At 72.1% G+C, this 13,144-nt stretch carries 12 protein-coding genes; 5 read left to right on the top strand and 7 right to left on the bottom strand.

The window, feature by feature from the left end; all coding sequences use genetic code 11:
- Positions 1-41: 41 nt before the first annotated feature.
- The 4 genes from OIE75_RS27705 (at position 42) to OIE75_RS27690 (ending at position 4,835) form a co-directional block, all read left to right on the top strand.
- A complete protein-coding gene (locus OIE75_RS27705; RefSeq protein WP_329472425.1) occupies positions 42-1,301 on the top strand; it encodes a citrate synthase in 1,260 nt (419 codons plus the stop codon).
- Positions 1,302-1,355: 54 nt separating this feature from the next.
- Complete coding sequence (locus OIE75_RS27700) at positions 1,356-2,300, top strand: sucrase ferredoxin (RefSeq protein ID WP_307015482.1); 945 nt, start codon at positions 1,356-1,358, stop codon at positions 2,298-2,300.
- Positions 2,301-2,466: 166 nt separating this feature from the next.
- Positions 2,467-4,158 (top strand): sensor histidine kinase, encoded by a 1,692-nt coding sequence (locus OIE75_RS27695; RefSeq protein ID WP_329472423.1) that lies wholly within the window; start codon positions 2,467-2,469, stop codon positions 4,156-4,158.
- On the top strand, positions 4,155-4,835 hold the full coding sequence (locus OIE75_RS27690) for a DUF7342 family protein (protein ID WP_307015480.1): 681 nt from the start codon (positions 4,155-4,157) through the stop codon (positions 4,833-4,835). The genes OIE75_RS27695 and OIE75_RS27690 overlap by 4 nt, the downstream gene beginning before the upstream one ends.
- A gap of 29 nt (positions 4,836-4,864) precedes the next feature.
- On the opposite strand, the gene OIE75_RS27685 is transcribed toward OIE75_RS27690, so the two are convergent.
- The 6 genes from OIE75_RS27685 to OIE75_RS27660 form a co-directional block, all read right to left on the bottom strand.
- Positions 4,865-6,457 carry a solute symporter family protein gene (locus tag OIE75_RS27685; protein WP_329472420.1) on the bottom strand — a complete coding sequence of 531 codons (1,593 nt, stop codon included), beginning with the start codon at positions 6,455-6,457 and terminating at the stop codon, positions 4,865-4,867.
- Entirely contained in the window at positions 6,454-7,032 is a 579-nt protein-coding gene (locus tag OIE75_RS27680; protein ID WP_329472419.1) for a DUF485 domain-containing protein, read from the bottom strand. Before OIE75_RS27680 ends, OIE75_RS27685 begins: the two co-directional genes overlap by 4 nt.
- Positions 7,033-7,101: 69 nt before the next feature.
- Entirely contained in the window at positions 7,102-7,785 is a 684-nt protein-coding gene (locus tag OIE75_RS27675) for a response regulator transcription factor (protein ID WP_329472418.1), read from the bottom strand.
- Positions 7,782-8,936, bottom strand: a complete 1,155-nt coding sequence (locus OIE75_RS27670; RefSeq protein WP_329472417.1) for a sensor histidine kinase — start codon at positions 8,934-8,936, stop codon at positions 7,782-7,784. Before OIE75_RS27670 ends, OIE75_RS27675 begins: the two co-directional genes overlap by 4 nt.
- Positions 8,933-9,073: a hypothetical protein gene (locus OIE75_RS27665; RefSeq protein WP_307015475.1), complete on the bottom strand. Its 141-nt coding sequence runs from the start codon at positions 9,071-9,073 to the stop codon at positions 8,933-8,935. Before OIE75_RS27665 ends, OIE75_RS27670 begins: the two co-directional genes overlap by 4 nt.
- A gap of 202 nt (positions 9,074-9,275) precedes the next feature.
- On the bottom strand, positions 9,276-11,399 hold the full coding sequence (locus OIE75_RS27660; protein WP_122618488.1) for a DNA gyrase/topoisomerase IV subunit B: 2,124 nt from the start codon (positions 11,397-11,399) through the stop codon (positions 9,276-9,278).
- A 440-nt stretch (positions 11,400-11,839) separates the two neighbouring features.
- Here OIE75_RS27660 and OIE75_RS27655 point away from each other — a divergent pair, with 440 nt between their 5' ends.
- Positions 11,840-12,070: a DUF7455 domain-containing protein gene (locus tag OIE75_RS27655; protein WP_059297960.1), complete on the top strand. Its 231-nt coding sequence runs from the start codon at positions 11,840-11,842 to the stop codon at positions 12,068-12,070.
- A gap of 102 nt (positions 12,071-12,172) precedes the next feature.
- Here the strand turns inward: OIE75_RS27655 and OIE75_RS27650 are convergent, their stop codons facing one another.
- Positions 12,173-13,051, bottom strand: coding sequence for a S1 family peptidase (locus tag OIE75_RS27650; RefSeq protein ID WP_307015474.1), 879 nt, complete (start codon positions 13,049-13,051; stop codon positions 12,173-12,175).
- Positions 13,052-13,144: the final 93 nt, after the last annotated feature.

Below are 13,144 nucleotides of genomic sequence, written 5' to 3'. Positions count from 1 at the left end.
TGCAGCTCGGGCCGGACCCTCAGGATCGATACGGTGACCCCATGCGCGATCAAGACCCCGGCCGCCCGGACGACGCCGAACGGCGCCTGACCACCAAGGAGGCGGCCGAACTCCTCGGCGTGAAACCCGAGACCGTGTACGCGTACGTCAGCCGCGGCCGGCTCGGCAGCCGGCGCACCCACGACGGCAGGGGCAGCACCTTCGACGCGGAGGAGGTACGGGCCCTCGCCCGGCGCAACCGGCGCGACACCGGCACCCCCGCGACCTCCGGCCAGGAACTGGCCGTGCGCACCCGCATCACGCTCATCGAGAGCGACCGGTACTACTACCGGGGCGTCGACGCGGTCGAACTCGCCGCGCGCCACAGCTACGAAGAGGTCGCCGAATGGCTCTGGACCGGGGAGCTGCGCTCCGGTGCCGCCTTCTCCGCACCCGAGTCCTCCGTGACCGTCGCCCGCCGGGCCGTCGGCGCCCTGCCCGAACACGCCGCCCCCACCGACCGGTTGCGGGTCGCGGCGATCGCCGCCGCGGTCGCGGACCCGCTCCGCTTCGACCTGTCCGAGGGCGCGGTACTGGGCACCGCGCGCATCCTCATCCCCACCCTCGTAGCCGCGCTGCCGCCCGTAGCGCGCGACAGCGACGACCGGGCTCCCCTCGCCCACCGCCTGTGGACCCGGCTCAGCGGGCGTCCCGCCGACGAGCCGACACTGCACGCCCTGGACACCGCGCTCTCCCTGCTCGTCGACCACGACCTGGCCGCCTCCACGCTCGCCGTGCGCGTGGCGGCGTCGGCCCGGGCGCACGCCTACGCCGCGGTGTCCGCCGGGCTCGGCGTGATCGAGGGGCCGCTGCACGGCGCAGCGGGCGGGCTCGCGCACCGGATGCTGCTGGAGGTGCTCGACCAGGGCAACGCGGCACCCGTGGTCGCCGAGGAGCTGCGGGCCGGCCGGCGCATCCCGGGCCTGGGGCACCGGCTCTACCCCGGCGAGGACCCACGCGCGCGTGCCCTGTTCGCGCTCCTGGAGGACATCCCGCGAGCCGGGCCCGCGCTCGCCGCGGCCCGGGACGTCCAGGCCACCGCCGCCCGCCACACCCCGCTGCACGCCAACGTCGACCTGGCCCTCGCCGTCCTCACCGCCTCCTCCGGCATGGCGCCCTCCGCGGCCGAGACGATCTTCGCGGTGGCCCGCACGGCGGGCTGGATCGCGCACGCGCTGGAGGAGTACGGGGAGCGCCCCCTGCGGATGCGGCCGAGTGGGCTCTATACGGGCCCGCGGCCGCCGCAGCCACTGCCGGAGTAGCGTTCCCGCGCGGTGGGAAGTCACCGCGCGGGAAGTCAGGTTAGGCTCACCTCTGTGAGTACGTGCTCAACCGTCTCCCGGGACCTCGACGAGCCCGTTTCGGGCACCGCGCCCACCGCGACGACCTGGCTGCTTCTCGAACAGCCCGGCCCGTGGGGCGCCAAGGCGCTGACGTCGAGCCACCTGGACCCCGCACTCGGCCGCACGCTGGAAGAGGCGGTGAAGGGTACGGGTGTGCGCGTCGGGCTCATCCGCCGGCCCGGACGGCACGCGGACCGCGGCACTCCGGTCGAACGCAGGGTGTACGCGGCCCACACCGTGCCGGGGAACGTGTGGGTGCACGCCACCACGATCAGGGATCCCCGACGACTGCTCGACCTCGATTTCGCGGCGCTCGGCCGGGGCGATCACCGCGGCTTCGACTCGGCCCTCGACGGCGGCCCCCATCTCGGCGATCCTCTGGCTCTCGTCTGCACCAACGGCAAGCGGGACCGCTGCTGCGCACTCCTCGGCCGCCCGCTGGCGGCCGAACTCGCCGCCTCCGGGGCGACGGGCGTCTGGGAGGTCACGCACCTGGGAGGCCACCGCTTCTCGCCGACCGTGCTCGTCCTGCCCCACGGATACGTCTACGGCCGCGTCCAGGCCCACGACGTCAAGGAGATCCTGCACGGCGCCCGGGAGGGCCGGATCGTCGTCGAGGGCTGCCGCGGGAACTCGGCGTGGGAGCGTCCCGGCCAGGCCGCCGAGCTGGCCCTGCGCTCGACCCTGGGCGAGGCCGGGGCCGGGGCGCTGAGCGTCGTACGGACGGACGGTGCCGCGCCCCGCTGGGAGGTGACCCTGGCCCACGCGGACGGGCGGCACTGGCGGGTCACCGTCGCCCAGGGCCCGTCGTCGCCGCCGCGCCCGGAGAGCTGCGGGGCCTCGGTCCTCGGCTCACCGGCGCGCATGGAGGCCACGGCGGTGCGCGCACTGACCGTGACGGCGGCTCTCGCGAGCTGACGCACCGGCCCGCGCGGACGCGTCATACGCACCGGCACGCCCGTCCCGCGGGGCCGCACCGCCCCGCCGGAACGCGTGGACGGACCGGCCCGCCCGGAGCGCGTACGGGAGATCCGCGCCACATCCCTCTACGGGATGCCCCCGCCTCCCACGTACGGTCATGGGTATGAGCTCCACTCCCCCCGTACGCCGCAGGCGCCTCGGCCTGCCGCGGCGGGTGTTCTCGCAGGTGCTGCTGATGCAGCTGGCGATCGCCGCGGGAGTCGCGGTGCTCGCGACCGGGCTGTTCCTGGCACCCCTCGGCGACCAGCTGGACGACCAGGCGATGCGCCGGGCGCTGGCGATCGCGCAGACCACCGCGCAGCAGCCGCAGGTCGCCGAGGAACTGCGGACCACCCGTCCGACGACGGACGGGCCGGTGCAGGCGGAGGCGGAGCGGATCCGGAAGGCCACACAGGCCGAGTACGTCGTCGTGATGGACCGGCAGGGCGTGCGCTGGTCGCACACCGACCCGTCACGGATCGGCGAGGTCGTCTCGACCGACCCCGGGCAGGCGCTGGCCGGACGGGACGTGATGGAGATCGACGACGGCACCCTCGGCCGCTCCGCACGCGGCAAGGTGCCCCTGCGCGACGCCGACGGCGACATCGTGGGAGCGGTCTCGGTCGGCATCGCCTACGACAGCGTGCGGGCACGGCTGATCCACGCCATTCCGGGCCTGTTCGCGTACGCCGGGGGCGCCCTGGCCGTGGGCGCGCTGGCGGCCTGGCTCATCTCGCGCCGGGTGCAGCGGCAGACCCGCGACCTGGCCTTCTCGGACATCGCAGGCCTGCTCGCGGAGCGCGAGGCCATGCTGCACGGCATCCGGGAGGGTGTGGTCGCCCTGGACCGCGAGGGCAGGATGCGGCTGCTCAACGACGAGGCGCAGCGGTTGCTCGGCCTCGGCGCCGAGGCCGTCGGCCGCTCCCCCGACGAGGCGCTCGGCGCGGGGCGCACGGCCGACGTCCTGGCGGGCCGGGCGACCGGCACCGATCTGCTGACGGTCCGCGGCCAGCGGGTCCTGGTGGCCAACCGGATGCCCACCGACGACGGAGGCGCGGTCGCCACCCTGCGCGACCGCACCGAGCTGGAGCAACTCGGCCGGGAGCTGGACTCGACACGCGGCCTGATCGACGCCCTGCGCGCTCAGGACCACGAGCACGCCAACCGCATGCACACCTTGCTGGGGCTGCTCGAACTGGAGATGTACGACGACGCCGTGGAGTTCGTCGGGGAGGTGGTCGGCGATCACCGGGTGACCGCGGAGCAGATCACCGAGCGGATCCAGGACCCGCTGCTGGCCGCCCTGCTGGTCGGCAAGGCGACCGTCGCGGCGGAACGCGGAGTGACCCTCTGGGTGTCGGACCGGACGCGGCTGCCGGACCGGCTGGTCGACCCCAGGGGGCTCGTCACGATCGTCGGCAACCTGGTGGACAACGCCCTCGACGCCACCGCTGGGACGCCGCACGCGCGCGTGGAGGTCGAACTGCGCGCACAGGGGCGCGCCACCACGCTCCGGGTGCGCGACACCGGGCCCGGGATCCCGGCGGAACACCGCGAGCTGGTGTTCACGGCGGGATGGTCGACCAAGGAGCCGCCGGCCCACCGCCGGCGCGGTATAGGGCTGTCGCTGGTGCGCAGGCTGGCCGAGCGGCAGGGCGGCAGCGCCACCGTCGACGCGGCGCACGGCGGAGGCGCGGAGTTCGTGGTCGTCCTGCCCGAGGCACTGGCGGAGGCGGACCTGGAACGCGTCCCCAGTGCCCGCGCGGTACCGGCCCCCACCCCCGTGAACACCGCTGCCGAGGAGGAGTCCCGATGATCGAGGTCCTGATCGTGGACGACGACACGCGGGTCGCGCGGGTCAACGCCGCCTACGTCGAGAAGGTGCCGGGCTTCCACGTTGCGGGCGAGGCGCACAGCGCCGTGGAGGCGCTGCGCAGCGTGGAACGGCTGCCGCGCCTCGACCTGATCCTGCTCGACCACTACCTGCCCGACCGGACCGGCCTGGAGGTCGTCCAGGAGATGCGGCGGCGTGGCCACCAGACGGACGTGATCATGGTGACGGCCGCCCGGGACGTGTCGACCGTCCAGGCGGCGATGCGGCAGGGAGCCCTGCAGTATCTGGTGAAGCCCTTCGCCTACGCGGGGCTGCGCGCCAAGCTGGAGGCGTACGCGGAGCTGCGGCGCACCCTCGACGGGGGCGGTGAGGCGGAGCAGGCGGAGGTGGACCGGATCTTCGGCGCCCTGTCGGCGCCGTCGGAACCGGGGCTGCCCAAGGGCCACTCCCCCACCACAGCCGAGTCGGTGCGCCAGTGCCTGATGAAGTCCGAGAGACCGCTCTCAGCCCAGGAGATCGCCGAACGGACCGGGGTGAGCCGCCAGACCGCACAGCGCTATCTGAAGCTACTGGAGCGCACGGGACGAGCCAGGCTGACGCTCAAGTACGGCGACGCGGGCCGCCCGGAACACCGCTACGAGTGGGCGACCCGCCCGTGAACCGGGCGTGTCGCACCTGCACCCACTCACTACACGGCCCCCGCCCCGGTCAGTGACCGCACCTCCGTCTCGGCGTGCTTGGCCTCGTCCGGGCTTTCCGGCGAGGTGACCGTGCCCAGCCAGCCGGCGAGGAAGCCGAGGGGGACCGAGACCAGACCCGGGTTCTGCAACGGGAAGTACTGGAAGTCGACGTCCGGGAAGAGCGACTGCGGACCGCCCGACACCACCGGGGACAGCAGCACGAGCACCACCGCCGGGACCAGGCCGCCGTAGACGGCCCACACCGCTCCGCGCGTGGTGAAGCCGCGCCAGAACAGCGAGTAGAGCAGCACGGGCAGGTTTGCCGAGGCGGCGACGGCGAAGGCGAGGCCCACCAGGAACGCGACGTTGAGATCGCGGGCGAGCAGGCCGAGTCCGATCGCGACGGCACCGATCCCGACAGCGGCGATCCGCGCCACGGCGACCTCGCTGCGCGGCTCCGTCTCGCGGCGGCGCAGGGACGCGTAGAGGTCGTGGGCCACGGACGCGGAGGACGCCAGGGTGATGCCGGCGACCACCGCCAGGATGGTGGCGAAGGCGATGGCGGCGACGACCGCGAACAGCACCGTCCCGCCGGTGGAGCCCGCGCCCCCGCCCAGGTCGAGGGCGAGCAGCGGGACCGCCGTGTTGCCGGCCGCGTTGGACGCGCGCACGGCGTCCGGTCCGACCAGGGCGGCGGCGCCGAAGCCGAGCACGATCGTCATCAGGTAGAAGCCGCCGATGAGTCCGATCGACCAGACGACGGACCGCCGCGCCGCGCGGGCCGTGGGCACCGTGTAGAAGCGGGACAGGATGTGCGGCAGCCCGGCCGTGCCCAGCACCAGGGCCAGCCCCAGGCTGATGAAGTCGAAGCGGGAGGTCCAGTCCCCGCCGTACGCCAGCCCCGGCGCCAGGAACGCCTCCCCGTGGCCACTGCGTTCGGCCGCCGTGCGCAACAGTCGGTCGAAGTCGCCCTGGAAGCGCACCAGGACGAGCGTGGTCAGGGCCGCGGTGCCGCCGAGCAGCAGCACCGCCTTCACGATCTGAATCCAGGTGGTGGCGCGCATCCCGCCCAGCGACACGTAGATCACCATCAGGGCGCCGACGCCGATGACGGTCCAGGTCCGCGCCGCCTCGGTGGTGCCGCCGAGCAGCAGGGCGACCAGACTGCCCGCGCCGACCATCTGCGCCACCAGGTACAGGACGGACACGGTGACCGAGGAGGTCCCCGCCGCTATCCGCACCGGCCGCTCCCGCATCCTGGAGGCCACGACGTCGGCGAGGGTGAACCTGCCGCAGTTGCGCACCAGTTCGGCGACTAGGAACAGCACGACGAGCCAGGCCACCAGGAAGCCCACCGAGTACAGCATGCCGTCGTAGCCGTAGAGCGCGATGAGCCCCGAGATGCCGAGGAAGGACGCGGCGGACATGTAGTCGCCCGCGATGGCAAAACCATTCTCCATCGGTGAGAAGAGACGGCCGCCCGCGTAGAACTCCTCCGCCGACCCCTGCCGGTGGCGGCTCACCCACGTGGTGATGCCCAGTGTGACGGCGACGAACGTGCTGAACAGCAACAGCGCCAGCGTCTGGTGGTCGCCGGTCATGACGCGCCACCCCGTACGCCGCGGGTCAGTTCCTGGGTGTCCCAGCGCAGTTCGAGCGCTGCCCGGTCCCTGCGCAGTCGGGCATGCCGGGCGTAGGCCCAGGTGAGCAGGAAGGTGGTGAGGAACTGCCCGAGCCCCGCGACCATCGCCACGTTCACCGCGCCCGCCACCGGACGGGCCATCAGCCCGGGTGCCGTGGTGGCGGCCACCACGTAGGCGAGGTACCAGACGAGGAAGGCGGCGACCGCCGGCCCCACGAACCTCCGGTACCGGCTGCGCACCTCCTGGAAGGCGGGGCTGCGCTGCACCTCCAGGTACACCTCGGCCGCACCCCGGGACGGTTCCCCGGCCGGTTCCCTGCGCATCCCCGGCAGCGCCGGCTCAGGGGGCGCGGCATCCGCGGACTCACCCCAGCCGGACGCGAGCGCGTCGTACCACGGGTCGTCGTACCGGATGTCGTCGTACCGGGGGGCCGGGGACGTCTCGACGTATGCCCGGCCCGGTACGGCGCGGGGGTCGACCGCGCTCTCGGGACCACTCCCGGCGCCGCGGGAACGGTCATTGCTTGACTGCATGCCCAAGGATGGACAGAACGGGAAGATCCCCGACTCTTCTTCCCTTACCGCTTCACCCCATCAGGTGACTCAACCCCTGGGCGGTGGGACCAGCCCCTTCCCGTAGGCGTAACGCACCGCCTGAGCGCGGTCCTTGAGCCCCGTCTTGGCGAACAGGTTGTTGATGTGCGTCTTCACGGTCGCCGTGGAGACGTGCATTCTGCTCGCGATCTGCTGGTTGTTGAGCCCTTCGGCGATCAGGACCAGGACCTCGGTCTCCCGGGTGGTGAGTCCGTCCGGCGGCTCCTGCGGGCCGGCCGGCCGGGGCCCGGACTCGGACAGGTGCTCCAGCAGTCGCCGCTGGATGCTCGGCGAGAGCCCCGCGTCCCCGGACAGGACGCTGTGCACCGCCCGGACGATCTCCTCCCCGCCCGCGTCCTTGGTGAGATAGCCCCGCGCTCCCGCCGTCAACGCCGGGAACAGCGAATCGTCGTCCGCATACGTCGTGAGCACGACGACCTGGGTCCCGGGGTGCTCGGCGCGGATTCTGCGGGTCGCCTCGACGCCGTCGCAGCGGGGCATGCGCAGGTCCATCAGCACCACGTCCGGGGCGAGTTCGGCGACCAGGCGCACCGCCTCCTCGCCGTCGCCCGCGGCGCCCACGACCTCGACGCCGGGCAGCAGTCCGAGGAGCATCACGATCCCCTCCCGCACCACGGTCTGATCGTCCGCGACGACCACCCGCGCGGGTGTCGCCCGGGCCTCCTCCGTCATACCGGCACCTTCAACGTCACCACGAACCCCTCCTCGCCCGGACCGGCCCGCAGCGAGCCGCCCAGCAGTTCGGCACGCTCCCGCATGCCCAGCAGACCGTACCCGCCTCCGGTGGTGGTGAGTTCGCCGCGCGAGCCTCCGGAGTCCCGCACGTCGAGCGTCACCTCATGGGCGCCGTAGTCCAGGCGCACCCGCACGCCGGCGCCCGGGGCGTGCTTGCGGACGTTCGTCAGGGCCTCCTGGGCCACTCTGCGCACGGCCTGCGACGCCTCCGCCGGCAGAGGTCTGCGGTCCCCCGCAATGGTCACCTCGGCGTCGCTCTCGGTCGCCCGGACGAGGTGGGCCAGGAAGTCCTCCAACGGCGTCAGCTCACCGCGCAGGGCGGACAGCGCCTGCCGGGTCTCGGTGAGTCCGTCGCGGGCCATGCCGCGCGCCGCCACCACCCGGTCGAGGATCCGCTCCCGGTCGGCTCCCCGCTCGATCAGCAACCGGGCCGCCTCCAGGTGCACCAGTTGCGCGGAGAGGCTGTGCGCCAGTACGTCGTGGATCTCCCGGGCGATGCGGGCCCGCTCGGCGAGCGCGGCGGACTCGGCCTCGGCCGCCCGCGCGGCTCGCTCCTGCGCCAGCAGCCGTATCGTGCTGCCTCTGCCCTCGGCGTCCAGCCGCAGCACGTACCCGGCGAGGGCCAGTCCGGCCGTCGTCGCCAAGGTGGTCAGCCACGGGTCGTCCGCGGCGATGGCGTAGGAGGTCAGGGCCACCGCCGTCATGGGCAGTGCCGCCACGAGGGGCATCCTCTCCATGGCCGCGACGGCGCTGGCGCACCAGATGACCAGGGCGGGCACCCGGAAGCCTCCGCTCTGGGCGGCGACCGCCACCCCCAGCAGCGCCGTGAGGAGCGCAAGGGAGGGCCACAGCTGGTGCGCGAGCGTGGTCCTGGAATAGGCCCATGCCAGGAACACCGCCACCAGCAGTCCGGCGGCCGCCGCGGCCGCGCCCCAGCCGTGCACATGACTGCTCGTGAACGCTCCCCACAGCAGCGCCCCGAACACCACCAGCCGCGCGAACCAGGCCAGCAGGCGACGGGGTGTGGAGACTCCCTCGTGGCGGAGCGCCTCCTTGGAGGGCCACCTCGTCCAGACGTCCTCCGTCACGCGGGCTCCTTCCAGGCGGGCCGGGAGACGGCGGCACCGTACGCGGGCCCGGTCGCTCCCGCCGCGAGAGCGAAGGCGGGGAGCGGGGCGGAGCTGTCCTGGCGGACTCCGAGGGCGGCGCACGGCCCGAGCATCATGCCTCCGTGAGCGGGAGAAGGATGTGCCGGCGGCGGATCCCGCCGGCGCCTTCGACGTTACGGAAACGGCGAGGCCACGGGATCGGAGCCCGGGTGGATCATGGGTGGAGCCCGGCACGGCCGGGAACTCCACCCATGGGTGGAGAAACCAGTACCGGGCCCGGACACGAGTCCCGGGCCCGGCTTCAGCGGCTGAGCGTGGTCACGCGTCGATGCGCGACCGGTCCAGCGTCGCCGCCGAGTTGGAGATGAACTCCTTGCGCGGCGCGACGTCATTGCCCATCAGCAGGTCGAAGACCTGCTCGGCGGATTCCAGGTCGGTCAGGTTGATCCGGCGCAGCGTGCGGCGCCGGGGGTCCATAGTCGTCTCCGCGAGCTGGTCGGCGTCCATCTCGCCCAGACCCTTGTACCGCTGGATGGAGTCCTTGTACCGGATGTTCTTGCTCTGGAACTCCATGAGCCTGTCCCGCAGCTCGCGGTCCGAGTACGTGTAGACGTACTTGTCCTGGCCCTTCTTCGGCTGGATCAGCTCGATGCGGTGCAGCGGCGGCACGGCGGCGAAGACCCGGCCGGCCTCCACCATGGGCCGCATGTAGCGGTGGAACAGGGTGAGCAGCAGGGTGCGGATGTGGGAGCCGTCGACATCGGCGTCGGTCATCATGATGATCTTGCCGTAGCGAGCCGCGTCGATGTCGAAGGTGCGGCCGGACCCCGCTCCTATGACCTGGATGATCGCGCCGCACTCGGCGTTCTTGAGCATGTCGGTCACGGACGACTTCTGTACGTTGAGGATCTTGCCGCGGATCGGCAGCAGCGCCTGGAACTCCGAATTCCGGGCGAGCTTCGCCGTACCCAGCGCGGAGTCTCCCTCGACGATGAAAAGCTCGCTGCGGTCGACGTCGTCGCTGCGGCAGTCCGCGAGCTTCGCCGGCAGCGAGGAGGACTCCAGGGCCGTCTTACGGCGCTGTGCGTCCTTGTGCTGGCGGGCGGCGATCCGGGTCCGCGCCGCGGCGACGGCCTTCTCCATCACCACGCGAGCCTGCTGGGCGGCGTCCCGCTTGGTGGAGGTCAGGAACGCCTTCAGTTCCTTGGTGATGACGTTGTTCACGATCCGGCGGGCCGCCGAGGTGCCGAGGACCTCCTTGGTCTGACCCTCGAACTGCGGCTCCGCGAGCCGGACCGTGACGACCGCCGTGAGCCCTTCCAGGGCGTCGTCCTTGACGACGTCGTCCTCGGCGACGCGCAGCATCTTCTTGGTCCGCAGCACCTCGTTCATCGTCCTCGTCACCGCCTGCTCGAAGCCGGCGACGTGGGTGCCGCCCTTCGGGGTGGCGATGATGTTGACGAAGGACCTGAGCGTGGTGTCGTAGCCGGTGCCCCAGCGCATGGCGACGTCGACGCCGAGGTCGCGGGTGACCTCGGTGGGCGTCATCTGGCCGTGCTCGTCGAGCACCGGGACCGTCTCCTTGAAGCTGCCCTGACCGCTGAAGCGGAGGACGTCGCAGACGGGCCGGTCGCTGGCCAGGAACTCGCAGAACTCGCTGATGCCGCCGTCGAAGCGGAACGACTCCTCGCCCTTGCTGCCGCCGTCACCGAGGCCGAGCTCGTCCCTCACCACGATGGTCAGTCCGGGCACCAGGAAGGCGGTCTGCCGGGCCCGCTGGTGCAGCGTGTCCAGGGAGAGCTTGGCGTCCTTGAGGAAGATCTGGCGGTCGGCCCAGTAGCGCACACGCGTGCCGCTGCGGGTCTTGGGGATCTTCTTGGCCTTGCGCAGCCCGTTCTTGGCCTCGAACTTGGCGTCCGCGCCCGCCCCCGCGAAGGCGCCGGGGACCCCGCGCCGGAAGCTGATGGCGTGGGTGTGCCCGTCGCGGTCCACCTCGATGTCCAGGCGGGCGGACAGGGCGTTCACCACGGAGGCACCGACGCCGTGCAGACCGCCGGAGGCGGCGTATGAGCCGCCTCCGAACTTGCCGCCGGCGTGCAGCTTGGTCATGACGACCTCGACGCCGGACAGGCCGGTCTTGGGCTCGACGTCGACGGGGATGCCCCGCCCGTTGTCCCGGACCTCCACCGAACCGTCGTCGTGGAGGATCACTTCGATGTGGTCGCAGTAGTCGCCCAGGGCCTCGTCGACGGAATTGTCGATGATCTCCCACAGGCAGTGCATCAGGCCGCGGCTGTCGGTGGATCCGATGTACATGCCCGGACGCTTGCGTACGGCCTCGAGCCCCTCGAGGACGAGCAGGTGCCGCGCGGTGTAGTTGGACCCGTCCCGGTCTGCTCCTGCCAGCAGCGCAGTGGACGGCACGGATGTCTCGGCGGTCACGCGGTTCGCTCCTCGCTGAATTTCAGATGGGGCCCCGCTGGGTAAGGGCGCGGCTCGGTTCACCGGTCAGAGGGTACCGAGCCCTGGTAGAGCCGTTGCAACGCCACCCTCGTCGCTGTCCCACCCTAGTCCAGAGTCGTATGCCTGTTCGATCCCTCGATGGGGTGAAGTACACATCACGTTCCCTTCGAGGCATGAACCATTTAGGCTCCGGGCACGTCCTCATGAACAAACCGGCAACCCAGCCGGCCGGACCGACACTGACCGACTGCGCGAACCCGTACGACACAGAGACACGCAATACGGCACATTCGCCGCCAATCGGCAACAGCCGGCCCCTCGGAAAGTTTTTTCGAGGAAAAGCCACGAGCGGGAACGTTTTGGGGCTGGTTGGATGTTGACCCTGGTACGACAGCTCGTCGAGCTAGAGAAGAGGCGACGTGACTACTGTTCTGACTTCCGCAAGCCCGCTGACGGCCGCCGATCGCTGCGACCGCTGCGGCGCCCAGGCATACCTGCGCGTCGTCCTGCTGAGCGGCGGAGAACTGCTCTTCTGCGCCCACCACGGGCGCAAGTTCGAGCCGGAACTCAAGAAGATCGCCGCTGAGATACAGGACGAGACGGAGCGGCTCACGGCCGTTCCGGCTTCTTCCACCGAGGAAGAGCGCTGACACTACGCGCCCGACGACGAGCCGAATCGGCGCTAGGCCGATGAACGGGCGGCCGCCTCCGGAATCCGGAGGCGGCCGCCCGTGCTCGTGTCCCAACGGCCCTCAGCGGCCGTCAGGCGCCTCGCGCCGTCGCTCGGCGGCGCTCACGGTGGGCCTGTCCCAGCCGAGCGTCCGCAGCATCGAGGAGACGCGCGTGTACACACCGGGACTGCCCGGGCGCCCGCAGCCGCTCCCCCAGGACACCAGGCCAATCAGCCTGCCCTGGCCTACCAGCGGCCCCCCGCTGTCCCCCTGGCAGGCGTCCCGCCCGCCGGCGTCCTCGCCCGCGCAGAGCATGCCGCTCGCGAGGTAGCGCCCCTCGTCGCTCCCCGGGTACGCCCGTTGACAGCTCGCGTCGGGGAGTACGCGCACGCGTGCCGCCCGCAGGCCGTTCGCGTAGTCCCCGGCCCCCGAAGCGTCCCCCCAGCCGTACACCAGCGCTCCCGTGTCCGGCGTGTAGGCCGGGTCGCCCTCGGCCGCCATCCCTATGACCGAGCCCGCGGGCAGGGCTTCGGAGAGGGTGAGTACCGCGAAGTCGCCGGCGTTGCTGGCGTCGTCGTGCCCCGGGTTGACCCAGACGGCACGGACGCGGATCTCCTGGCCCTTGTCCGACTGCAGGTCCGTCCGGCCGGCGATGACCTTCAGATCGTCCACCTGCTCCGGCGGCGAACCGAGCACTTCCTCCCCCAGGCAGTGGGCGGCCGTGAGTACGGTGGTCCGGCCGACGGCCACTCCCCCGCAGAACTGTCCCGCCCGCGCACCTCCGAACCGGTCACGGCTGGACAGGGCGACGGTCCACGGGCTGTCGGCGACTTCGACCGGAAAGCCCCCGACGACGATGCTGTCGGCGGACGCGGGGGCCGCTGATCCCAGCGGTATCGCGGTCGCCGCGGCCGCCAGGACCAGCGGCCGGGCCAGTGCCCGGGCAAAGAGGCGACGCATGCAGGCTCCTCACTCCTAGGTGATCGTGGGACACCCAGAGTGATCCAGTACGCCCGGACATGCACCCGCTGATCAACGCGAAGGCCCGGTTCC

It is taken from the genome of Streptomyces sp. NBC_01723 (genome assembly GCF_036246005.1).
In the GTDB taxonomy this organism is placed as follows: domain Bacteria; phylum Actinomycetota; class Actinomycetes; order Streptomycetales; family Streptomycetaceae; genus Streptomyces.
The sequence above is the reverse complement of the archived record's forward strand: the minus strand, read 5'-3'. Positions and strand labels throughout refer to the sequence as shown.

Bases quoted from the DNA above. Each gene is read 5' to 3' on its own strand.
- OIE75_RS27685 (WP_329472420.1), bottom strand. From the start codon at position 6,457: ATGACCGGCGACCACCAGACGCTGGCGCTGTTGCTGTTCAGCACGTTC.
- OIE75_RS27665 (WP_307015475.1), bottom strand. From the start codon at position 9,073: ATGATGCTCGGGCCGTGCGCCGCCCTCGGAGTCCGCCAGGACAGCTCC.
- OIE75_RS27695 (WP_329472423.1), top strand. From the start codon at position 2,467: ATGAGCTCCACTCCCCCCGTACGCCGCAGGCGCCTCGGCCTGCCGCGG.
- OIE75_RS27690 (WP_307015480.1), top strand. From the start codon at position 4,155: ATGATCGAGGTCCTGATCGTGGACGACGACACGCGGGTCGCGCGGGTC.
- OIE75_RS27705 (WP_329472425.1), top strand. From the start codon at position 42: ATGCGCGATCAAGACCCCGGCCGCCCGGACGACGCCGAACGGCGCCTG.
- OIE75_RS27680 (WP_329472419.1), bottom strand. From the start codon at position 7,032: ATGCAGTCAAGCAATGACCGTTCCCGCGGCGCCGGGAGTGGTCCCGAG.
- OIE75_RS27675 (WP_329472418.1), bottom strand. From the start codon at position 7,785: ATGACGGAGGAGGCCCGGGCGACACCCGCGCGGGTGGTCGTCGCGGAC.
- OIE75_RS27650 (WP_307015474.1), bottom strand. From the start codon at position 13,051: ATGCGTCGCCTCTTTGCCCGGGCACTGGCCCGGCCGCTGGTCCTGGCG.